The 21,810-nt window shown below is 63.8% G+C and carries 22 protein-coding genes and 1 tRNA gene; 6 read left to right on the top strand and 17 right to left on the bottom strand.

Features of this window, described 5'->3' with window-relative positions; translation table 11 throughout:
• The first annotated feature begins 20 nt into the window (after window positions 1-20).
• The gene (locus tag PSV05_RS13665) at window positions 21-527 is read left to right on the top strand and encodes a hypothetical protein (RefSeq protein WP_300066225.1); all 507 of its coding nucleotides are present in this window, start codon (window positions 21-23) and stop codon (window positions 525-527) included.
• 61 nt (window positions 528-588) lie between these two features.
• On the opposite strand, the gene PSV05_RS13660 is transcribed toward PSV05_RS13665, so the two are convergent.
• The 4 genes from PSV05_RS13660 to PSV05_RS13645 all read right to left on the bottom strand — a co-directional run bounded on the left by PSV05_RS13660 (window position 589) and on the right by PSV05_RS13645 (window position 5,223).
• A complete protein-coding gene (locus tag PSV05_RS13660) occupies window positions 589-1,752 on the bottom strand; it encodes a cystathionine gamma-synthase (RefSeq protein WP_300066222.1) in 1,164 nt (387 codons plus the stop codon).
• A gap of 41 nt (window positions 1,753-1,793) precedes the next feature.
• On the bottom strand, window positions 1,794-3,170 hold the full coding sequence (locus PSV05_RS13655; RefSeq protein ID WP_300066219.1) for a pyridoxal-phosphate dependent enzyme: 1,377 nt from the start codon (window positions 3,168-3,170) through the stop codon (window positions 1,794-1,796).
• Between the two features lie 114 nt (window positions 3,171-3,284).
• Window positions 3,285-3,497 carry a YdcH family protein gene (locus PSV05_RS13650; RefSeq protein WP_300066217.1) on the bottom strand — a complete coding sequence of 71 codons (213 nt, stop codon included), beginning with the start codon at window positions 3,495-3,497 and terminating at the stop codon, window positions 3,285-3,287.
• Between the two features lie 442 nt (window positions 3,498-3,939).
• Window positions 3,940-5,223 (bottom strand): OmpA family protein, encoded by a 1,284-nt coding sequence (locus PSV05_RS13645; protein WP_300066214.1) that lies wholly within the window; start codon window positions 5,221-5,223, stop codon window positions 3,940-3,942.
• A 94-nt stretch (window positions 5,224-5,317) separates the two neighbouring features.
• Between PSV05_RS13645 and PSV05_RS13640 the strand changes: the two genes are divergently transcribed.
• A complete protein-coding gene (locus PSV05_RS13640) occupies window positions 5,318-6,433 on the top strand; it encodes a PilT/PilU family type 4a pilus ATPase (protein WP_300066211.1) in 1,116 nt (371 codons plus the stop codon).
• 81 nt (window positions 6,434-6,514) lie between these two features.
• Here PSV05_RS13640 and maiA read toward each other — a convergent pair whose 3' ends face one another.
• The 6 genes from maiA to rplM all read right to left on the bottom strand — a co-directional run bounded on the left by maiA (window position 6,515) and on the right by rplM (window position 10,345).
• Window positions 6,515-7,180, bottom strand: a complete 666-nt coding sequence (maiA, locus tag PSV05_RS13635) for a maleylacetoacetate isomerase (protein WP_300066208.1) — start codon at window positions 7,178-7,180, stop codon at window positions 6,515-6,517.
• Between the two features lie 97 nt (window positions 7,181-7,277).
• Window positions 7,278-8,264 (bottom strand): fumarylacetoacetate hydrolase family protein, encoded by a 987-nt coding sequence (locus tag PSV05_RS13630; RefSeq protein ID WP_300066205.1) that lies wholly within the window; start codon window positions 8,262-8,264, stop codon window positions 7,278-7,280.
• Between the two features lie 169 nt (window positions 8,265-8,433).
• Window positions 8,434-9,177, bottom strand: coding sequence for a 2OG-Fe dioxygenase family protein (locus tag PSV05_RS13625; protein WP_300066202.1), 744 nt, complete (start codon window positions 9,175-9,177; stop codon window positions 8,434-8,436).
• Between the two features lie 128 nt (window positions 9,178-9,305).
• Window positions 9,306-9,380 (bottom strand) — tRNA-Gln (locus PSV05_RS13620).
• A gap of 141 nt (window positions 9,381-9,521) precedes the next feature.
• Window positions 9,522-9,914 (bottom strand): 30S ribosomal protein S9, encoded by a 393-nt coding sequence (gene rpsI / locus PSV05_RS13615; RefSeq protein WP_300066200.1) that lies wholly within the window; start codon window positions 9,912-9,914, stop codon window positions 9,522-9,524.
• Window positions 9,915-9,916: 2 nt separating this feature from the next.
• A complete protein-coding gene (gene rplM / locus PSV05_RS13610; protein ID WP_300066197.1) occupies window positions 9,917-10,345 on the bottom strand; it encodes a 50S ribosomal protein L13 in 429 nt (142 codons plus the stop codon).
• Window positions 10,346-10,542: 197 nt separating this feature from the next.
• Here rplM and coq7 point away from each other — a divergent pair, with 197 nt between their 5' ends.
• Window positions 10,543-11,187 carry a 2-polyprenyl-3-methyl-6-methoxy-1,4-benzoquinone monooxygenase gene (gene coq7, locus PSV05_RS13605; protein ID WP_300066194.1) on the top strand — a complete coding sequence of 215 codons (645 nt, stop codon included), beginning with the start codon at window positions 10,543-10,545 and terminating at the stop codon, window positions 11,185-11,187.
• Between the two features lie 7 nt (window positions 11,188-11,194).
• Here the strand turns inward: coq7 and PSV05_RS13600 are convergent, their stop codons facing one another.
• Complete coding sequence (locus PSV05_RS13600; protein WP_300066191.1) at window positions 11,195-11,755, bottom strand: YaeQ family protein; 561 nt, start codon at window positions 11,753-11,755, stop codon at window positions 11,195-11,197.
• A 128-nt stretch (window positions 11,756-11,883) separates the two neighbouring features.
• Between PSV05_RS13600 and PSV05_RS13595 the strand changes: the two genes are divergently transcribed.
• Window positions 11,884-12,420: a hypothetical protein gene (locus PSV05_RS13595; RefSeq protein WP_300066188.1), complete on the top strand. Its 537-nt coding sequence runs from the start codon at window positions 11,884-11,886 to the stop codon at window positions 12,418-12,420.
• A 71-nt stretch (window positions 12,421-12,491) separates the two neighbouring features.
• Here PSV05_RS13595 and speD read toward each other — a convergent pair whose 3' ends face one another.
• Window positions 12,492-13,283, bottom strand: a complete 792-nt coding sequence (gene speD, locus PSV05_RS13590; protein ID WP_300066998.1) for an adenosylmethionine decarboxylase — start codon at window positions 13,281-13,283, stop codon at window positions 12,492-12,494.
• 119 nt (window positions 13,284-13,402) lie between these two features.
• On the opposite strand from speD, the gene crp reads away from it, so the two are divergent.
• Window positions 13,403-14,113: a cAMP-activated global transcriptional regulator CRP gene (crp, locus tag PSV05_RS13585; RefSeq protein ID WP_300066185.1), complete on the top strand. Its 711-nt coding sequence runs from the start codon at window positions 13,403-13,405 to the stop codon at window positions 14,111-14,113.
• Window positions 14,114-14,128: 15 nt separating this feature from the next.
• Window positions 14,129-14,599, top strand: a complete 471-nt coding sequence (locus PSV05_RS13580) for a GNAT family N-acetyltransferase (RefSeq protein ID WP_300066182.1) — start codon at window positions 14,129-14,131, stop codon at window positions 14,597-14,599.
• Window positions 14,600-14,730: 131 nt separating this feature from the next.
• Here the strand turns inward: PSV05_RS13580 and PSV05_RS13575 are convergent, their stop codons facing one another.
• From PSV05_RS13575 to PSV05_RS13555, 5 genes are all read right to left on the bottom strand, one after another.
• Entirely contained in the window at window positions 14,731-15,450 is a 720-nt protein-coding gene (locus PSV05_RS13575; protein WP_300066179.1) for a haloacid dehalogenase-like hydrolase, read from the bottom strand.
• Window positions 15,447-16,238: an indole-3-glycerol phosphate synthase TrpC gene (gene trpC / locus PSV05_RS13570; RefSeq protein WP_300066176.1), complete on the bottom strand. Its 792-nt coding sequence runs from the start codon at window positions 16,236-16,238 to the stop codon at window positions 15,447-15,449. Before trpC ends, PSV05_RS13575 begins: the two co-directional genes overlap by 4 nt.
• Window positions 16,239-16,280: 42 nt before the next feature.
• Window positions 16,281-18,104 (bottom strand): Mur ligase family protein, encoded by a 1,824-nt coding sequence (locus PSV05_RS13565; RefSeq protein WP_300066173.1) that lies wholly within the window; start codon window positions 18,102-18,104, stop codon window positions 16,281-16,283.
• Window positions 18,101-20,884 (bottom strand): cyanophycin synthetase, encoded by a 2,784-nt coding sequence (gene cphA, locus PSV05_RS13560; protein ID WP_300066170.1) that lies wholly within the window; start codon window positions 20,882-20,884, stop codon window positions 18,101-18,103. The genes PSV05_RS13565 and cphA overlap by 4 nt, the downstream gene beginning before the upstream one ends.
• Window positions 20,885-20,952: 68 nt before the next feature.
• The gene (locus tag PSV05_RS13555) at window positions 20,953-21,795 is read right to left on the bottom strand and encodes a cyanophycinase (RefSeq protein ID WP_300066167.1); all 843 of its coding nucleotides are present in this window, start codon (window positions 21,793-21,795) and stop codon (window positions 20,953-20,955) included.
• Between the last annotated feature and the right edge of the window lie 15 nt (window positions 21,796-21,810).

Below are 21,810 nucleotides of genomic sequence, written 5' to 3'. Positions count from 1 at the left end.
CCACGTCAACCGAGAATTCCATGACTTCGATCCGTGTACTTGCCTTGTGTGCCGCCATGGCCCTGGTGTTGTCCGCCTGCAACGAAGGCGCTGAAGAACCCGTCGACGTCAAGGCTCCCGCCAGCACGATGGCCGAGGGGCAGAAGGCGCCGGAGACCGTCAAGCTTCCCGCAGAACCCGGGCCCGGCAGCCTCGTTGCGGCGGAAGTCAGCGACAAGGCGGTCACCGTTGGCACCTCCCTGGCCAACGATCAGGCAGTCAAATCCACCCAGGCACAATTCACCACCAGCGACACGGTGTATGCCAGCGCGTCCGTCCGGGGCAAGCCGGGAGCAAGCGTTGCGGTGTACTGGACATACCAGGATGGCACGACCCACAAGGAGGAGACCCGGGTACTGAAGTCTGGCGGCACCCAACCGGTCGCTTTCTCGTTTGCGCATGGCGACGGGATGATCCCGGGCAAATACAACGTGCAGATCGACGAGGATATGGTCCCGGTCGGGATCGCTGACTTCGTGGTCAAGTAAGCGGCGGATCCCGACACACGACGCAACTGGTGGATCGCCCGTAAAGTTTACCTGGCCGTGATTACTTTACCAGCGCCCGATCCAGGTCCGCGCGCAGGTCGGCGACATCCTCGATGCCGACACTGAGCCGCACCAACTCATCGCCAATCCCCAGCGCGGCCCGGCGCTCGGGTGGAATCGAGGCATGGGTCATCACCGCCGGGTGATTGACCAGCGACTCCACCCCACCGAGCGATTCGGCCAGGGTGAACAATTCGAGCCGCTCGCAGAAGCGCTTGGCTGCTTCGAAGCCTCCCTTGAGCCGGATCGAGAGCATGCCGCCGAAGCCGTCCATCTGGCGCGCAGCGAGCGCGTGGTGCGGATGCGAGGGCAGACCCGGATGAATCACTTCGCTGACCGCCGGATGCATCTGCAACCATTGCGCCAGCGCCAGCGCGTTGTCGCAATGCGCGCGCATGCGCAAGTGCAAGGTCTTCAGGCCGCGTAGTGCAAGGAAGCTGTCGAATGGGCCCTGCACCGCGCCCACCGAGTTCTGCAGGAACGCCAGCTGCTCGCCGAGCTCGGCATTGTCGCCGACCACCAGCATGCCGCCGACCATGTCCGAATGACCGTTGAGGTATTTCGTCGCCGAATGCATGACGATGTCGGCGCCGTGTTCCAGCGGGCGTTGCAGGATCGGCGAGGCGAAGGTGTTGTCGACTGCAACCAGCAGGCCGTGCTTTTTTGCGATTGCCGCGATCGCGGCGATGTCGACGATCTTCAGTAGCGGATTGGTCGGGGTTTCGATCCAGACCAGCTTTGTTTTCGGCGTGATCGCGGCTTCGAATGCAGCGGCATCGGTCAGGTCGACGAAACTGAAATCCAGCCCCGCACTGCGCCGGCGCACGCCCTCGAATAACCGATAACTGCCGCCGTAGATGTCGTCCATCGCGATCACGTGGTCGCCGCTGTCGAGCAGTTCCAGCAGGGTCGAAGTCGCCGCCAATCCCGAGGCGAACGCGAACCCGCGGCTGCCGCCTTCCAGCGACGCGATGCATCGCTCATACGCGAACCTGGTCGGGTTGTGCGTGCGCGAATACTCGAAGCCCTGGTGCACGCCTGGACTGGATTGTGCGTAGGTGCTGGTCGCGTAGATCGGCGTCATCACCGCGCCGGTGCTCGGGTCCGGTGATTGCCCACCGTGGATGGCGCGGGTGGCCAGCGCCAGTTGCTTGTCGTCGCTCATTGTTTGTCCTCTTGATTTTTTGCACAGGTGTCGATGCGCGCTTACTGCACGCGCCGGCGCAGGAAATTGAGCAGGTCGATGCGGGTGATCAGGCCAAGGAAATGCTCGCCATCCATCACGATGGCGACATGCCCGCGGTCGAACACCGGCAGCAGCGATTCGATCGGTGCGTGCACGGCGACCTTGTCGAGCTTGCTGACCATTGCAGTGGACACCGGTTCGCGGAAACGCGATTCGTCGCCGTACACATGCAGCAGCACATCGGATTCATCGACGATGCCGACGATGCGCTCGCCATCCATTACCGGCAGCTGGCTGACATCGTAGAGTTTCATCCGCTGCCACGCAGTGATCAGAAGATCATTTTGCCCGACCACCACCGTGTCGCGCGCGGCGAAGGGACGCAATATGAGATCGCGCAGGTCGCCCGTTTGTTCGCGCTCGAGGAAGCCGTTGTCCAGCATCCAGAAGTCGTTGTACATTTTCGACAGATACTTGTTACCGGTATCGCAGACAAAGACCAGGACATTTTTCGGCGTGGTCTGCTCGCGGCAGTATTTCAGCGCCGCGGCCAGCAAGGTCCCGGATGAAGAGCCACCCAAAATGCCCTCCTTTGCCAGCAATTCGCGTGCGGTCAGGAAGCTTTCCTTGTCGCTGATCGCATAGGCCTTCTTGACCCTGGTGAAGTCGGCGATCGAAGGCAGGAAGTCCTCGCCAATGCCCTCGACCATCCAGCTGGCGGATTTCTCGACAATCGCGCCGCGATTGATGTAGTCCTCCAGGATCGAGCCGACTGGATCAGCCAGGATCAACTCGGTGTGCGGCGACTGCGTGGCGAAGCAGCGCGACAGGCCGGTCATCGTTCCCGAGCTGCCGCAGCCAAACACGATGGCATCCACGCCGCCGGCATCGGCCATCTGCTGCAGGATTTCCGGGCCGGTACCGAATTCATGCGCTGCCGGGTTGTCGGGATTGCCGAACTGATTGATGAAGTACGCGCCCGGGGTTTCGCGGGCAATGCGTTCGGCCATGTCCTGATAGTAGTCGGGGTGGCCCTTGGCCACGTCCGAACGGGTCAGCAGCACCTGCGCGCCCATCGCCTTGAGGTTGAAGATCTTCTCGCGGCTCATCTTGTCGGGCACGACCAGAATCAGCCGGTAACCCTTCTGCTGTGCAACCAGCGCCAGGCCAATCCCGGTATTGCCGGCGGTGCCTTCGACCAGGGTGTCACCCGGCTTGATGTCGCCGCGCTGCTCGGCGGCCTCGATCATCGACATCCCGATCCGGTCCTTGATCGAACCGCCGGGATTCTGGCTTTCAAGCTTCAGGTACAGCGTGCACGGGCCGGTATCCAGGCGATGGGCACGGATGATCGGTGTGTCACCGACCAGTTCAAGAACGGAATCGTGGGTCGCCATGCTCAGGACACGCGTTGCGGCAAGCTGGTAATTCTAGCAGTGGGGCGCGGTTCGCCCCGCAGTGAAACGGGCGGTGGCGACCGACGAAGAGGCCGCCGCCGCCCGCGGTGCTGCTCAATGGCTGTCGTACATCCGGATCAGGCGATCCTTGGCGGCGAGCTTCTCGCGCTTCATCTGGCCGAGCGTCATGTCATCCAGCGGCAATACGCCGAGTTCAGCATCCATCACCTGCTTGTCGAGTTCCTGATGCCGGTAATACAGCTGCCGGAATTCGGTGTTGGATTTCATCTTTGCTTCAAGTTCCGCCTGCGGTTGTGCTTCGAACATGGAAACCTCCTTTCAGGTCGCTACGATGCGCCGCCCGGCCTGCAGCCGGGCGGCGCGGTTGGTGGCAGGTGGGGCCTGCCGTGAAGATGTGCCCTGTAAATGCCGGGCGCAGGAGTGCCCGGCACAAAAACACATACACCCGGCTGTGTGCAGCGCGGGGCGGACTGGATTTTGATGTTGATGTGAGTTTGGATGACGTGGGCAAGAGCAGGATGCGGCCGTCTTGCCCGAACCGGCCGCCACCAACCTTGCTTGCGGCGGCGATCTCCGGGTTGTCCAACGGATCAAGCATCGACCGGTCTCCGGCCAGATGGGGTTCCATGGAATTCGAACCATCTGGGTATTCGACCCTACTCCTGTCCCCAAACTGCCGCAAGCCATCGCGACGAACGATCAGCAGGCACCCAATCGTGCGTGCTTTGCAGCCCAACCAATTGTTTTTTCATGGTTTATTGGAAACGATGATCTCGACCCGGCGATTCTTCGCACGACCAGCGGTGGTCATGTTGTCGGCGATGGGTTCAGCTTCGCCCTGGCCCTGTGCACTGATCCGGCCATCGGCCAGACCCGCATCGACCAAGCCCGCTTTCACGGCGTCGGCGCGTCGCTGCGAGAGGGACTGGTTGGCATCAGACTCACCCTGGCTGTCGGTATGCCCGATCACCTGCACGCTGCCGGCCTTGATCGCCCTCAGGTACACGCCCAAGGCCCGCACACGCGCCGCAGCGCCCGACGTGAGCTGCACCTGACCGGAACCGAAGGCGTCGCCGGCGAGCGTGAAGACCTCGCCCTGCTCGCCTTGGCGCGATGGCGGCAACTTGGTCCCCGCCACCAACTCTGCTTCCTGGCGCGCCAATGCCGCTTCTTTCTGGCGGGCGGCATCGACGCGAGCAAGTTGGTCGATCTGTGCGCTGTCCAGCACCGCCTCAGCCTCTTGACGTGCACTGGACTCGGCATCCGCTGCGGCATGCAACCGCGCAGCTTCCTCGGCCTGCACTTGTGCCTGCATGCGCAGGCGCTCCGCTTCGGCACGTGCGCGCTCAGCATCGCGACGGCTGGCCTCGACCAGCAATTCGCTGCGCTCGCGCTGCAGGGCGTCGGTCTGACGCCGCGCAGCTTCGATCCGCGCCGCCTGTTCGGCGATCCCGACTCGCTTCTCCGCCATGGCCGCTGCGGCCGGTCGGTTGCGGCTGCTGCTGGCCTGCAGCGTGGCCAGCGCCTGGCGTGCCTGCAGGCGTTCGTACTGGGCGAACGGATTCAGGCGCGGATCGGCCTCAAGTGCCTGCAGGCGCACCTCCGCGGTTGCCGCGGGCGCAGGCAGATCCAACAGGTTGTCGAGCGCTTGCTCGGCCGGCATGCGCAGGCGCGAGCGCAGTTCGACGATCTCGGCCTGTTGCTGGCTGAACTCGGCGCGGGTGACCGCGGCTCGGCTGAGGGTGTAAGCCAGGTCCGCATCGGCGGCGGCGCCCAGAGCGGCACTTCGAGCCTCATCATCGCGTTTGCGGGCCATTGCGGCCTGCGCGTGCTCCAACCCGGCACGCGCCTGGGCAACCTCGGCCTGCGCGTACTGATCGGCATCGGCATCGGCAGCGCGGGCCACTGCCTGACGGGCCGCATCCAGTTCTGCGGTCGGTGGCGGCAGGCTGGCACAGGCCACCAGCGACAATACAAGGCCGGTGGCAAGGGTATTCAGCGTTAGATGGAAGTGTGCGAAGCTTGGGCGCATATGGGGGACCGTTCGATGTGAAGGCATCATCGGTCATTGTGGGAAGCCGGCGGCACGAGCGCAAATCGCTGGCAGGATCTAAGGGGTATGTGCAATGGATATCGGCTACTTCCTCAAGCTGATGGCGGAAAAGAACGCCTCGGACATGTTCCTGACCTCCGGTGCGCCGGTTAACATCAAGATCGAGGGAGAATTACATGCCTTGGGCAGCGCTCCACTACCAGCCGGCATGCCCAAGAAGGTGGCCTATTCGCTGATGAGCCAGGTGCAGATCACCGAGTTCGAACGCGAGCTTGAGCTCAACATGGCGATCGCGGTGCCGGACTCCGGCCGCTTCCGCGTCAACGTTTTCCAGCAGCGTGGCGAAATCGGCGTAGTGATCCGCGCGATCCGCAGCGATATCCCCAGCATCGAGGAACTGCAACTGCCGCAGGTGCTGAAGGACATCATCATGGCGCCGCGCGGGCTGGTGCTGATCGTCGGTTCCACCGGCTCCGGCAAGTCGACCACGCTGGCCTCCATGATTGACCATCGCAACCGCGCCTCGTCTGGCCACATCCTCACCATCGAGGATCCGATCGAATACCTGCACCGGCACAAGAAATCCATCGTCAACCAGCGTGAGGTCGGGCTGGACACGCATAGTTTCCATGCGGCACTGAAGAACGCGATGCGCGAAGCGCCCGATGTCATCCTGATTGGCGAAATCCGCGACGCCACCACCATGGAAGCGGCGATCGCTTTCGCCGAAACCGGCCACCTCTGCCTGGCTACCCTGCATTCCAACAACGCCGACCAGACCATCGAGCGCATCCTCAACTTCTTCCCGGAGGGCGCGCACAAGAACGTGCTGATGAACCTGGCGTTGAACATGAAGGCGATTGTCAGCCAACGCCTGGTGATCGGCATGGACGGGCGTCGCATGCCCGCTGCCGAGGTGCTGATCAACACGCCGATGATCCGCGACCTGCTGCGCCGCGGCCAGGTCCACGAGATCAAGATGGCGATGGAAGATTCACTGCAGGAAGGCATGCAGAGCTTCGACCAGCACCTGTTCCGCCTGTTCAAGGAAGGCAGGATCGAGATGGAGGAGGCGCTGAAGGCGGCCGACTCGCGCGATGGCCTGGCCCTGAAGTTCCGCCTGTCCGAAGGTGGAGCCGGCGAACACGACCCGTACGCCGACGTCTTCAACGCCGGCGCCTCGCACTAGCGGAAAGCGAAAAGGGGACGGCGGTAGTTAAGGTGCGCCTTAACTACCGCCGTCCCCTTTTCATTGTTTTCACTTACGAGATCACTTCGGCGCCGGCGCATCCGGCTGTTGTTCCGGCCGCGCGGCATCGAAGGCCGGCAATGCGAGGCAGGCTGCCTCGATCCGCTGGATGGTCGGGAACTGGTCCATGTCCATCCCGAACCGGCGCGCGTTGTAGATCTGCGGGATCAGGCAGCAATCGGCGTAGCCCGGCGTGTTGCCTTCACAATACTCACCAGTGGACGGGTGGTCGGCCAGCATCGCTTCGGCGGCGTCGAAGCCATCCACGATCCAGTGCCGCACCCATTCGTCGCGCTCTGGCTGCGGTACGTTCCACTCGTTCTCGAAATACTGCAGCACGCGCAGGTTGTTGAGCGGATGGATGTCGCAGGCCACCAGCAAGGCCAACGCGCGAACCCGCTGGCGCTCGCGCGCGGTGCTGGGCAGCAAAGCACGATGCGGCCACATTTCGTCCAGATATTCCAGGATCGCCAGCGACTGGCTGAGCCGCCGATGCCCATGGCGCAGCACGGGCACCAGTTGCTGCGGATTGATCTCGCGGTATTCGATGGAATGCTGTTCGCCACCATCGCGCACCAGGTGCACGGGCACGATCTCGTACTCCAGCCCTTTCAGGTTCAGACCGATGCGCACGCGATAGGCGGCACTGGAACGCCAGTACGAATACAACTGCAACGATTCGCTCACCGCCCCTCCTGCGGGTGTCCATTACCAATATCGCATCAGGACACACTACCGGCGCAGGTGTCGCGGCGGTAGTCCGTTCAGCTGGCTGGAGCGACCGTCAGGCGACTTGTTGCTCGATTCGCTGTTCGATTGCGCCAAAAATGCTAACTCCGTCACGGTTCAGCATCTCGATGCGTACGCTGTCGCCGAAGCTCATGAACGGCGTGCTCGGCTTGCCATCGCGCAGGGTTTCCACGGTGCGGCGCTCGGCGAAGCAGGACGCGCCCAGCGAGGTGTCTTCATTGGCGACGGTGCCGGACCCCACAATCGTGCCGGCCGACAATGGCCGCGTCTTCGCCACATGCGCGACCAGTTGGGCAAAGTCGAACTGCATGTCGACGCCAGCCTCGGGCGCGCCGAACCACTCGCCATTGACGTGGCTGAGCATCGGCAAATGCAACTTGTTGTCGCGCCAGTCATCCCCGAGCTCGTCCAGGGTCACGAAGACCGGGCTGAGCGCGGAACGCGGCTTGGACTGCACGAAACCGAAGCCCTTGGCCAGTTCGCCCGGGATCAGGTTGCGCAGCGAGACATCGTTGACCAGTCCGACCAGTTGGATGTGCGATGCCGCAGCCTCGGGTGTGACCGCCATCGGCACGTCGTCGGTCACGATCACGACCTCGGCTTCTAGGTCGATACCGTAATCCTCGCTCACTACTTTCACCGGATCGCGCGGGCCAAGGAAGCCGGCGCTGACCGCCTGGTACATCAGTGGATCGACGTAGAAGCTCTCCGGCACTTCGGCGCCACGCGCGCGGCGCACACGCTCGACGTGCGGCAGGTAGGCGCTTCCATCCACGAATTCATAAGCGCGCGGCATCGGCGCGGCCAGCGCGCGGATGTCGAGATCGAATACGCCATCGGCGCTGCCGTCATTGAGCGCATCGGACAGCGCGTTCAAACGCGGCGCCAGGTTCGACCAGTCTTCAAGCGCGCGCTGCAGGTTCGGTGCGATGCCGGTGGCGCGGACGGCCTTGGTGAGATCGCGCGACACCACGACCAGGGTGCCATCGCGCCCGCCTTCCTTCAGTGAACCCAGTTTCATGGTGGCCTCGATTCAGCTGCGCCTGAGCGCGATAGTTGCGATTGTAACCGCCGTAACTTTTCCGGGAACGCGGCGCCTACCGACGGGCATTCGCTACGCGGCTCTAAATGCCGCTACGCAAATACCCGACGGTCTCGCCGCACCGATGTCGGGCGCGATGCGCCATGCATCATCGTTCCTCATCGCCCTGGAACCCGGCGGCGCGGAAGGTCAGCACCAGCGTGTCGCGATGCCCGTATTCGTCGAGCGGCTGGACCGGGGTCGATTCATGGATCACCCGCGCGTCGTCGAGCAGCAACAGGCTCCAGGGCTCGACCAGGGTGAAGCGCTGCCCATCCGGGCCATTGGCCTCGAATACCCGGGTTTCGCCGCCTTTGACAGCATGCCGTGCAACCAGCAGTACCGCCACGAAATCCACGCCGTCGCGATGTGCGCCTTCCGGCGTCGGCCGGCCCAGGCCGTCGCTGGTGTCGATGCGGAACTGATGGGCTTCAATATGCCAACGCGGCGCCGGCATCGCTGCGGAGCAAATATCACTGAGCCCAAGCAGCAGCTTCGTCCATGCGCCGTTCGATGCAATCGTCGGTTCGATCGGTTCAAACCAGCGCTCCATCCCGCCGTGCAGGGCGTTGTAGTCCTCGGACTGCCAATGCATGCGATGCGGCACCTGCTGCAGCTCATCGCCTTCAGCGATGAAGCAGGAATGCCGGCGCTTGCGGTAGTTGCCGCCATCCTTGAGGTAATGATCGAGTTGCAGGTCGTCCCAGCTCGGCGTCAGCGCATCGAGCTCGGCGAGGCTGACCCCGGCCAGCGCGGCAACATCAGCTGGCGCCAGCACCGCATAACCGCGGCTGCGCAATGCGTCATCCACGCCATCCGGCGATGTTTTCGGTGCGGTGAAACTGGCGACCATGCGCGGCTCCAAGCTGGACCGCCATTGTCGCATCGCGGCTGCGGAACGAAAGATGCCCGCCAGAAAAACGAAACCCGCCTTGCGGCGGGTTCGTCGGGATCGCTGTTGCTACTTCGCGATCTGGGATATGGCAGCCCCGGAAGGATTCGAACCTCCGAATGTCTGCGTCAGAGGCAGATGCCTTACCGCTTGGCGACGGGGCTATAAAGCGAATTGTAAAACCAAACGCGCTTGGTAGGTGAACACCAAGCGCGTATCCGATCATCTTCTGGCTAGGAGTGATGACGCCGCCTGTACTGAATGTACAGGCGTGTCGCCACGACACCGCCAGAGGGCGACTCGGATTAGCGCTTCGAGAACTGGGTGGCGCGACGGGCTTTATGCAGACCGACCTTCTTGCGCTCGACTTCGCGCGCATCGCGGGTCATGAAACCGGCCTTGCGCAGGTCGAGCTTCAGGGTTTCGTCGTATTCGACCAACGCACGGGCGATGCCCAAACGGATCGCACCGGCCTGGCCGGTGGTGCCACCGCCAGTGGTGGTCGCGATGATGTCGAAGGTTTCCGTGTGCTTGGTCAGCGTCAGCGGCTGGCGCACGATCATGCGCGCGGTCTCACGGCCGAAGAACTCGTCCAGCGGACGGTCGTTGACGGTGATGGTGCCGGAACCCTTGCGCAGGAACACGCGGGCGATGGAGGACTTGCGGCGGCCAGTGCCGTAATTCTGTGAGATTGCCATGATCAGATGTCCAGCTGCTGCGGCATTTGCGCCGCGTGCGGATGTTCGGAACCTTTGTACACCTTGAGCTTGCGATACATCGCGCGGCCCAGGGTGTTCTTCGGCAACATGCCCTTGACCGCGATCTCGATCACGCGCTCGGGGTGGCGATCAAGCGCCTGTGCCAGGTTCTCGGTCTTCAGGTTGCCGACGTAACCGGTGAACCGGTGGTACAGCTTGTCCTGCAGCTTCTTGCCGGTCACCACGATCTTCTCGGCGTTGATCACGACGAGGTAATCGCCACAATCGACGTGGGTGGTGAAAACGGGCTTGTGCTTGCCGCGCAGGCGGTAGGCCAGTGCTGCGGCCAGGCGACCTAGGGTCTTGCCCTCGGCGTCAACGACGTACCAGTCGCGCTGGACGGTCTCGTTCTTGGCGATGAAAGTCTTCATGGGAACTCTTCTACTGGGGTGCATGGTCGGGCTGATTCCGTAATTCCGGCGTGTTGCCGAAGGAACTTTGCCTCGCGTTTTGGTGTGCCAAGCCGATCCAAGAAGAGCAATCTGGGCCAGACAGAAGCGGAATGATAGCCCGCGCCAGGATCCTGCGCAACTTCAGCAATGGAGCACGGGCCTGCCTAGAATGCCGCATGACCAATACACGCACGCTGGGCCCCCTCGACCGCCTGCTGGATTCGGCGCAGAACGCTTTATCGACCGTACTGGGCGGCGTTCGCGCCGAACGCCCCAACCCGGGCCGGGCCGAGGCCGACGTGGTCCTGGACGATGCCGAACGCCGTCACGCCGCGGGCCTGATGCGGATCAACCATGTCGGCGAAGTCTGCGCGCAAGCGCTCTACATCGGCCAAGCCGCGGTTGCCCGCGATCCAGCGACCCGCGACCAGCTGCTGGCCGCCGCGCAGGAAGAAACCGACCATCTGGCCTGGTGCGGCGACCGCCTGCGTGAACTGGACAGCCGGCCCAGCCTGCTCAATCCGCTGTGGTATGCCGGCAGCTATGCGATCGGCGCCCTTGCCGGCCTGCGCGGCGATGGCTGGAACCTGGGCTTCGTGGTCGAGACCGAGCGCCAGGTCGAGGCGCATATCGGCGAGCACCTGCAGTCGTTGCCGGAAGCCGACCAGCGCAGCCGCGCGATCCTGCGCGTGATGCAGGCCGATGAGGCCCGCCACGCCGAACATGCGCAGGCCGCGGGCGCGAAGGTGTTGCCGGCACCGATCCCGAGCCTGATGGCGGCCGCATCGAAACTGATGAAGACGGTGGCTTACCGGGTCTGAGCCTGCGTCAGGCGGCGATGGCGACGCCATCGCGCATGCGCCAGCGCGGCTGCAAGGTGATGCTGCGTTCGGCATCCATCAGTTGCAGCTCGCCATCCTGGATCATCGCGGTCACTCGCATCCCGCGGCCCAGCAGTTCGGTTGCGGCAGAGATCTCATCGTCACTGAATTCGAACACGCTCAGGTTGCGCAACCGCGCCAGCGTCGAGCCATTGCGCTTCCACCAGGCCTCGGCGGCCTGACCGCCATAACCGATCACCACAACATGTTGGGCGCGTGCACTGGCCTTGCGCAGCCGGGTTTCGTCGGGCTGGCCAAGTTCTATCCATTGTTCAATCGCACCGGTGTAGTCGCGCCGCCATAGCGCCGGCTCATCCTCGTCGCTCAGGCCTCGGCCAAACTCCAGCCGCTCATCGGCATACAGCGCGAACGCCAGCAGGCGCACCAACAAGCGCGCGTCGGTTTCGGACGGATGCTGCGCCAGGGTCAGTGCGTGGCTGGCGTAGTAATGGCGGTCGAGGTCGGTGACCTGCAGCTCGGCCTTGAGAATAGTGGCCTTGGCGGCCATGGGCAGTTCCTGGCCAGCGGCCGGATCGACGGTGGCACATTCTACGTGCAGCAGCGCATGGCGACGTTTGGCCGATGCTCACGCCACGGGCAACGTATCCTGCGCGCTTGGACACGACGAGGCGCCCGATGGCCGCGCACGAATACGACCCCGACGACAATTTCGACCATGCCTTCCATGCACAGGTCGGCCTGGATGACGAGGCCGCGCTGGAAGTGGTGGCATGGCAATTCCTGATGCTGGTCAATCCCGACGACGAAGATGCCGCGCAGGAGCAATTTGCCAACTTCCGGCAGGCACTCGAAGACCAGGGCGAAAGCGCCGATCCCGTCGCGTTGCTGCGCGAAGCTATCGACTGGAAGGCCGGCTTCTGCGTGCATGAGGACGACGCACAGGCGCTTATGGAAGCGGTGGACGAGCTGGTGTCGCGCTGGCAGCTGCGCATCGAATGGGGACTCGACGATGACGAGTCCGACGAAGTCCAGGATCCTGCCGATTTGCTGCACTCGGCCTACACGCAATTGCGCGCACGCCATTACAGCCTGTGGACGGTGGAAACCGGCGAGTATCAACTTGCAGGCTGGATCATCCGCGAGCGCGACGAGGAAGCGATGCAACTCGTCGCCGGCGCGCTGGGCATGCACGCGCGCGTTGGCGTTGGCTGACGCACGGATACAAATCCGCAAAAGAAAAAGCCGGCAATGCCGGCTTTTTCGCAGTCACCTGAAAATCGGCATCACTCGATCAGGTTGCGCCCCTGGTACAGCTCCTCGATCTCGCGACGCAGGCGCGTTTCGATCTTCATGCGCTCCTTGAACGACAGGTTCTTCGCCTTTTCCTCGAACAGGTAGGTGTCGAGGTCGAAATCCTTCATGTGCATCTTGGTGTGGAACAGGCTCTCCTGGTACACGTTGACGTCGAGCATCTCGTAGCGCGCCTTGATGTTCTTCGCCAGGTAATCCTGGATCGAATTGATCTTGTGGTCGATGAAATGCTTGCGGCCCTTCACGTCGCGGGTGAAGCCGCGAACGCGATAGTCCATCACCACGATGTCTGATTCCAGCGATTCGATCAGGTAGTTCAGCGCTTTCAGCGGCGAAATCACACCGCAGGTGGACACGTCGATGTCTGCGCGGAAGGTCGCGATGCCGTTGTCCGGATGGGTTTCCGGATAGGTGTGCACGGTGATGTGTGATTTGTCCAAATGCGCGACTACTGCATCGGAAATCACACCCTTGGCATCGGCCCTGTCGATCACCGGCTGCTCGGAGATCAGTATCGTCACCGAGGCGCCCTGCGGATCGTAGTCCTGGCGCGCGATGTTGAGGATGTTCGCGCCGATGATCTCCGCCACGTCGGTGAGGATCTGGGTGAGCCGATCGGCGTTGTATTCCTCGTCGATGTACTCGATGTAGCGGCGACGCTCGTCCTCCGACGCGGCATAGCACACGTCGTAGATGTTGAATGAGAGCGACTTGGTGAGATTGTTGAAGCCCTGGAGCTTCAGGCGCGGCAAAGGCTTGACCACTTCGGGCAGTTCCGGAAACACGACAGGCCCGCGATTATGCGGCAAAGCGCGAACCGGCGTGTCGACGGTGCTTGTAACGGAGTTTGCCGGAGGCCGCGGTTCGGCCTAAGCTCCGCCACATGCCACATCGCCTTGCACAAAGTCTTGCCGACAGTTCCACCTTCGCCAAACCGGCGCTTGCGAAAGCCCCCAGTCCGCTGGATGCGGACGCAGCGACGATCGAGCGCTTCATTGCCCATTGCCACCGGCGCCGCTATCCGGCGCGTACCGATGTGTTCCGTCCTGGCGACCCGGCTGTGACCCTGTATTACATCCTGTCGGGCTCGGTCAGCATTATTGCGGGCGAGGAAGACGGACGCGAACTGGTGCTGGGCTACATCGGTCCGGGCGAGTTCGTCGGCGAGATGGGCCTGTTCGTGGAAACCGAACGTCGCGGTGTGGCCCTGCGTACCCGCACTGCCTGCGAACTTGCCGAAATCAGCTACGAGCGCCTGCAGGGATTGCTGACCACGCAAACCAACGATGCCGCACGGCTGCTGTACTCGATCGGCGCACAGATCAGTCAGCGGCTGCTGTACACCAGCCGCAAGGCCGGGCACCTGGCGTTCCTGGACGTCAGCGACCGCATCTACCGCACCCTGTTCGACCTGGCCCGCGAACCGGAGGCGATGAGCCACCCGGATGGCACCCAGTTGCGGGTCTCGCGGCAGGAGCTGGCGCGACTGGTCGGTTGCTCGCGCGAGATGGCCGGACGCGTGCTGAAGAAGTTGCAGGAAGACGGCAAGCTGCATGCACGCGGCAAGACTGTCGTGGTCTATGGCACCCGCTGAGGCGACGGCACTGACGTGAGCCGCGCATTCTTGACCGGCCATTACCCACTGGGCACCGACCTGCGCAACGCGGTGCACGCCGATGCCGATGACGTCGCCAGCCTGCTGTGCGAAATGGGCTATCCCTGTGATCTCGACGAGGCGGTCGAACGCATCAATGTGATCGCCGGCAACGACCGCCAGGTGCTGGTGGTGGCGCGCCGCGACGGCGCGGTGTGCGGGCTGATCGCACTGGATTTCATGTACTACCTGCCCTTGGGCACCACCACTTGCCGGGTCACCGCACTGGTGGTCACGCCGACCGCGCAGGGACTCGGCATCGGCCGGCAACTGCTGAAGGAAGTCGAACGCCGCGCGCGCGCCGGCGGCGCTTCGCGCATCGAACTGACCAGCGGCTCGCAACGCACCGAGGCACACGCGTTCTATCGCGCCTGCGGCTACAAGGACAGTTCGGTTCGCTTCGTCAAGCAGCTGGGCGCTGCGTAGGGCGGGTCAAGACCCACCCCTGCAAAACGGCGTAGAGCGATGCTGCAAAAAACCACGTGATCTCTTGTAGAGCGGGTCTTGACCCGCTGCAAAATCATCGGATTAGTCCAGCAAGCGGGTCAAGACCCGCTCTACACAGCAGTGCCACCACGATCCGGGCATCCCCAATTGAGAATCGGCGTGCCAGCCGGCAACACGCGGTGGAACATAGCGACACGAGAGGCTTTCGGATTGACCACGACGGGCCATTGCGCGGCATGTAGCAGCGGCAGGTCGGCGCTGCTGTCGGAATACGCAATCGCCACCGGTTGGGTGTAACCGGCGTCGCGCAACATGATCATCTTCATGTGGCTGTGGCAATGACGAATCGCGCCGACTGCGCCGAATTTCGGGCCGACCAGAGTGCCGACCACCGGCACGTCCTCGTGCGCAACGAAGGCCAGGATTGCGCGCGCCAGTTCCGGCGGCGCGCCGGTTGCGACTACGACCCGGTCGCCGGCTTCGCGATGCCGATACAGCACCTTCAACGCGACCGGCAGCAGGCGCGAACGGATGCTGCTGGCGTGCAGCGTGACGTACTCGTCGATCATGGAATCCAGGTCGCGTGATCGATGCAAACCAATCGTGCCGACCCAGACGAAGGCGGAAATGCCCGAACGCCGGGTTGGCAACCACGCCACCATCGGCCCGGCGATGGGCGCGATCAGCAATGCAAGCAGGCGCCGCCACCACGCGCGCTCGATCAGCCACTTGAACAGATGGCTGCCGGAGTCACCGTCGTACAGGGTGTGGTCGAAGTCGAACACCACCAGTGGCGCATCTGGACTGATGACGGGAAAGCGACTCGTCATGCGGCGAACAGCTGGTGCAAGGCGCTACCCGGATCCGGTGCACGCATGAACGCCTCGCCGACCAGGAATGCGTTGACCCCGGCCGCGCGCATCAGTGCGACATCGGCCGTGGCGAGGATGCCGCTTTCGGTGACCAGCACGCGGTCGTTCGGTACCATGTCCTTGAGTGCGAGCGTATTGTCCAGCGATACCTCGAACGTGCGCAGGTTGCGGTTGTTGATGCCCATCAGGCGCGCCGGTATCGACAGGCTGCGTTCGAGTTCCTCCAGGTCGTGCACCTCGACAAGCACATCCATGCCGAGTTGATCGGCGATGAAGGCGAATTCGGACAACTGGCCATCGTCCAGTGCGGCGACGATCAGCAGCACGCAATCCGCACCGAGCAGGCGCGCCTCATGCAGCTGATAGGCATCGACCACGAAATCCTTGCGCAGCACCGGCAGTGTGCAGGCCGCACGCGCCTGTTGCAGGTAGGCGTCGCTGCCCTGGAAAAAATCGACATCGGTCAGCACCGATAAGCAGGCCGCACCGCCAATTTCATAACTACGCGCAATCGCGGCCGGGTCGAAATCGGCACGGATAACGCCCTTCGACGGGCTGGCCTTCTTGACCTCGGCGATGACCGCGGACTCGCCACGCGCAAGACGCGCTGCAATGGCATCGGCGAAGCCACGCGGCGGCGAGGCATCGGCGGTCCGTGCCTGCAACTCGGTGAGCGGCAAGCGCGCACTGCGTTCGGCGACTTCTTCGGCCTTGCGAGCGAGGATGCGCTTGAGGATGTCATGCATGGGTGGTTTTGGTTGCGATAGCGTTTGCAGGGGAGCGCCATTCTACCCGGGCGCCCTCACAAGCTCTGGCGGCTCCGGCAGGCGCTGGCCGGGTTGCCAGCCTTCACTGTGCAGGCGCTCCAGCAGCGCTACTACGGCGTCGCGAGCGGAGAGCTCATGGACCGGCAACACCAGGGTGTCACCGGCACGTGCCCAGGCCAACGCTTCGCGCGAGGCCTCGGCTTCATCCAGGCACACTGGCAATGCTTCTGCAGCCATCCCGCGCGAACGCAGGGCAGCAAACAGGATCGCGGCGATCTCGCCCGGTGGCCGTCCGCGCAGGTATTCGCCGCCGATGTCCTTCAGCCACACCCTCTCTGGCCGCGCATCGGCAGCGACGTCGGCGAGCGCACGGATATCCTCGTCACCGCGATTGCCGGCCTGGCCCAGGATCAGCGCCAAGCGGCCATGCCCGCGCTGCCCTTGCGCAACCTGCAACAGTCCGCGCAAGCCATCCGGGTTGTGTGCGTAATCGAGCAGGACGCGCAACGCATGCGCATCCTCACCGAAGCGCCACTGCTGCAGGCGACCCGGGTTGTCACGACTGTCGTTACCGAAGCGCGCCAGCACGCTGGCGATTTCGGTCGGCATGATGCCAAGCGCGTACGCCGCCAGCGATGCGCCGGCGATGTTGGCGATGTTGTAGCCCGCGCTACCACGCAGAGTCAGCGGCATCTCGATGACATCGCCAAGGTCGTGCATGGCATCGCCATCGGCCAACAGCAGACGTCCTTCGTCGACGCCACACGCAAGCCCGTCCGATGCCGCGCGTGCAGTTTCGAACATCATCGCGAAGCAGGCGATGCGATGGCGCGCGTGCAATGCTGTGGCGCCATGCATCAACACCGCATCATCGGCATTGACCACCAGCACGCCGTCGTCGGCCAGTGACTTGGCCACGGTCAGCTTGACCGCAGCGATGTCGTCCAGCGTATGGATGCCGTACTCGCCGAAATGATCGGCGCTGACATTGGTGACCAGCGCGATGCGGGCATCGCGCGCGACCAGGCCACGCCGCAACAAGCCGCCGCGTGCGGTTTCCAGCACCGCCGCCTGTACGCGCGGATGGCGTAGCACGGTGCGCGCACCGACCGGGCCGGAGTAGTCGCCGGCATCGATGCACTCACCGTCCACCATCAGGCCGTCGGTGCTGCTGTAGCCAGGCGTCAGGCCATGCGCGCGCAGCATTGAAGCGAGCAAGCGCACGCTGGTGGTCTTGCCGTTGGAACCGGTGACCACCGCTTTCGGGATGGCACGCAGCGTATCCCACGGCACCGCTTCCAACTCGGGCAACTCAGGCAACACCCACACCTGCGCGTGCTGGCCCTCACCGATCGATACTTCATCGTCGTCAGCATGCGCGGGGATGCCGCGCGCCTGCGCCGCATCCAGCAATGCAATCAAGGCGGGCTTGGCTTCGGCTTGGGCGAGTGCGTGCAACTGAATAAGCGCCTTGCCGTCATCGAAATGCGCAACGTGCGCGCGTGGCAGCTCGCTTTCGTCATCGGCCAGCATGTCGTCGGCACGCAATCCAAGCGCTGAATACAACGCCCATTCGTTGGCTTCGGCTGCGGTATACAGCTGATCGATTGGTGCGGCGAACGCCAGCGAGGCGCCACTACGGTGCGTGCGCACGAGCACTGCGCCATCGGCCCAACCCAACGCGTTGCGAAGGCGCGTGATGTTGTCGCGCCAACGCTGCAACAGCGCCGCATCGATGGCCACGCCACGCGCGGTTTCGAGCGCAGCGCCGGGGCCGTCGAAATACAGATTGCTGCCGGTCAGCCGGCGCGACTCCTCGAATGGTGCGTCCACCCCCGTGCTCAATCGCTTTCCTCACGCTCGAAGCTCAAGCCTCGCTCGTCGCGGACCACGCCTTCCATCGCCGCCACCAGACGCTCGTCCATTGATGTCTGCAATTCGGGGATTTCCGTGCGTGGCGTCGCCCTTGGCATGTCGCCATCGGGCGTGAAGCGGATGATCTGTTTCCAGGTACGGGTCAGTGCATCGGCGAACACCAGCACCAGGTCGCCGGTGCTGCCCATCCTCAGCGCCGCGTCCACGGCCAGCTGTTCATCTGGAATCTGACTGATCGCGTCCTCGACCACGCCCGCCGCCTGCAGCGCCCTGGCCATGATCCGCGGCACTTCGTCGCCGTCGCGGCCACGCAGGCCGTCGTCGCGACGACAGATGTAGTGATCGAACTTGCCGGCCACGGCCTCGGCAATCGCACGCAGGTCTTCGTCGCGGCGATCACCCGGACCGGCCAGCACCACGATGCGGCGACCGCTGACGTCCAGCCGCTGGGCGAGTTCCGCCATGACCCCGACCGCGTGCGCGTTGTGGCCGTAATCCATCAGCACCTTGAACGGATGCTCGCTGTACACGTTCATCCGGCCCGGGGCCTGGAAGAAGGTGGTGTCGAAGGTGCGCAGGCCGTGGCGGATCGCGTCCAGCTTGATCCCCAGCGAAAACGCCATGGCCGCGGCGATCATCGCGTTCTGCACGTTGTGCAGGGCGCGGCCCTCGAGTGTTGCCGGGATCAGGTGGGTCCACATCAGCGGGATGTGGCTGCCCTTGTCGTACAGGGTGATCATGTGGCCGTTGATGCCGGCCTCCAGCGCGCAGGCGCGGCCACCGGCGCGGATATGCTCGCGCACCAACGGGTGTGACGGGTTCATGGTCACGTAGCAGATCACTGCAGCATCGGTGTAGGCCGACATCTTCAGTACGTTGGGGTCATCGGCATTGAGTACCGCGCAATCGCGCGCGACCTCGACCACGATGCGTTTGATCTCGGCCAGTTGCTCCAGGGTGTCGATACCCTTCAGGCCGAGGTGGTCAGAGGCGACATTGATCACTGCGCCAACATCGACCTCGGGCACGCCCATGCCGGCACGCAACAGTCCACCGCGCGCAGTTTCCAGCACGGCCAAATCAATCTGCGGATCGCTCAATACCATCCGCGCAGACACCGGACCGGTCATGTCGCCTTCGACCGTTCGCTGGCCGTCGATGTAGACGCCGTCAGTAGTGGTCAGGCCTGGCGTGTAGCCGGCCATCTTGGCGATGTGCGCGAGCATGCGCGCGGTGGTGGTCTTGCCATTGGTGCCGGTCACCGCAGCAATGGGCACTCGCGACGGCGTGCCCGGCGGGAACAGCATGTCGATCACGGGCGCCGCCGCATCGCGCGGCGTGCCTTCGCTGGGCGCGATGTGCATGCGGAAGCCTGGCGCGGCATTGACCTCGCAGATCGCGCCGCCGATCGCCTTGTAGCTCTCGGCAATATTCGGCGTGATGAAATCCACGCCGCCCACGTCAAGCCCGATCGCACGCACCGCGCGTACCGCCATGTCGCGGTTGTCGGGATGGATGATGTCTGTGACGTCAGTGGCGGTGCCGCCGGTGGACAGGTTGGCAGTGGAGCGCAGGTAGACGACGTCGCCTTTGGCCGGCACTGACTCGGCAGTCATGCCGACGCGTTCCAACATCATGTTGGCTTCGCGGTCGAGCTCGATCCGGGTCAGCACCTTTTCGTGGCCAACGCCGCGGCGCGGGTCGCTGTTCACTACATCGAGCAGCTGCGTCACCGTTGATTTACCGTCGCCGATCACGTGGCCGGGCGTGCGCTTGGTCGCGGCGATCAGTTCGCCATTGACCACCAGCAGGCGGTGGTCGTCGCCGACCTGGAACGTCTCGACGATCACCGAGCGCGAATGCTCGCATGCGGCATCAAACGCAGCGCGGATCTCGTCCTCGCCAGTGATATTGATGGTGATGCCGCGGCCATGGTTGCCGTTATAAGGCTTGAGCACGACTGGCCCAGCCAGCTTGCGCGCGGCCTTCAACGCATCGGTCTGGCTGTTGACCAGCACTTGCCGCGGCACCGGCAGGCCGAGCGAGCCCAGGATCTTGTTGGTCTCTTCCTTGTCGCTGGCGAGTTCCACTGCGATATGCGGCGTGCGGCCGGTGATCGTGGCCTGGATGCGCTGCTGGTATTTGCCGTGCCCAAGCTGCACCAGCGATTGCTGATTCAGCCGCAACCACGGAATCCCGCGGTCCTCGGCGGCGCGTACAAGCGACGCGGTGGATGGACCAAGCGCACGACGCTGCGCGTAACGGATGAAACCGTCGCGCTCGCTGGCCCAGTCCCATGCCTCGTCGGTGGCCGTGCGTAGTTCAGCAGGTAGTAGCGAGTCGAGCAGCTTCAGCGCGAGTTCGCCAGCAGCGATGCCTTCCTCGCGCTGGGTGTATTCGTACACCACCGAATACACACCGGGGCGGTCGTCGGAAATGCTGCGGGTGCGGCCGAAGCTGACGTCCTCACCGGCGATGTTCTGCAGTTCGATGGCGGCGTGTTCAAGCACGTGGCCCAGCCAGGTGCCGCCATCCTCACGCATGCGCCGGATGAAGCCGCCGGGTTCGCGATACGAGCAGCCGTGGTCAGCCAGCCCGGGCAACGCCGCAACCAGCGCATCGATGAAGCCGGTGCCGAGTTTTGCGGTCGGCCACTGTTCAAGCTCAGCGAGGTCGAGTTCCAGGCGGATCACCGGGAACTTCGCGTACTGCGAGGGCCCGACATAGACATTGCGATTCAGGATGCGCATCGAGCCCTCCGCTCAATTTTTCAAGTTGCCGTGATCTCTTTGGTCGGTGCGATGTATCTGGTGCGTGTTCAGCTCTTGTCCGCCTGCAGTGCGCCCGGCGAGGCCTGGCGCGTGTGCAGGTTGAAGGTAGCCCCCGCGACCAGGATGTGCACGGTCAGGCCGAGCAGGCATACGCCTTCGGTCAGGCGGGCTTCGGCCATCGAGGAAAAAGTGAGGCCGCCGGCATCGACCACGGTAATCGCGCCGCTACCCTCGACTTCCAGGGTGTTGTCCGGGCCGATGAAGGCGGCGGTGTCCTCGTCCAGTCCGATGCCGATCGCGAATGGGTTGTAGGCAAGCGCGGCGACCAGCCGGCCGAGGCGATCACGCTGGCGAAAATGCTGATCGATAATGAAGCGGTTGGTCAGCCCCAGGCCAGGCGCAAGCCGCACGCTGCCGCCGCGCGGCGAACTGCCTTCCTTGCCGAACGCGATCATGTGTTCCGACAGGATGCTGGCACCGGCACTGGTGCCGGCCACATGCACACCGCGCGCGTTGGCGGTGCGGATCGCCTTGGCTGCGCTGGTGCCGCCGATAATCGTGGAAATCCGCAGCTGGTTGCCACCAGTGAAGAACACCCCGGTCGCGTCTTCAAGCGTACGCAGCACATCGTCGCGCTCGCAATCCTCGCGCGTGTTGATCTCAAGGCTGGTGGCGCTGCCTGCTTCCAGTCGGTCGAAAAGATCCACGTAGCGGCTGCCGGTGTCGGCCAACTTGCTGGCCGTGGGGATGACCGCGATCCGCGCGTCACGCCCACCGCTGATCTCCACGAATCGCTTGAGGATCCGGCGCCGGCTTTCCTTGTCCTCAGCCCCACCGATGGGAATGATCCAACCCCGCTGCTCGCCGTCGGGGATCCTGCTAGGACACATACGTGAAAGGCTCCG

The organism is Thermomonas sp. (assembly GCF_029945965.1).
Taxonomy (GTDB): Bacteria; Pseudomonadota; Gammaproteobacteria; order Xanthomonadales; family Xanthomonadaceae; genus Thermomonas.
This window is presented reverse-complemented; position numbering and strand designations above follow the sequence as displayed.